We start from the raw sequence: 210 nt of genomic DNA, 5'->3' as shown, positions 1-210 counted from the left end.
TCGTTGAAGAGGCCGTAGGCGTCGTGCGTGTTCACCACGACAAGATGAGCCTGATATCGGCTCATGACGTCGATGGTTTCCGCTGCGGTGCCAGCAGTGAAGACCGTCGCGCCGGCATGCGAGAGCGCGCTTTCAAGGCGACGGGCGACGGTCGGGCGGTGCTGGACGACGACGATGAATCCTTCGAGGGTCGGCGTGGGAAACATCATC

The 210-nt window shown here is 62.4% G+C and carries 1 protein-coding gene; it reads right to left on the bottom strand.

The features are described from left to right. Positions 1–210: response regulator (locus AF337_RS43150; RefSeq protein ID WP_160320252.1), on the bottom strand; the 210-nt coding region annotated here is incomplete at both ends.

The sequence above is a fragment of the Rhizobium ecuadorense genome, assembly GCF_001187535.1.
Lineage (GTDB): Bacteria > Pseudomonadota > Alphaproteobacteria > Rhizobiales > Rhizobiaceae > Rhizobium > Rhizobium ecuadorense.
Note: the sequence above shows the minus strand (reverse complement) of the source record. Positions and strands in the feature narration are given on the sequence as shown.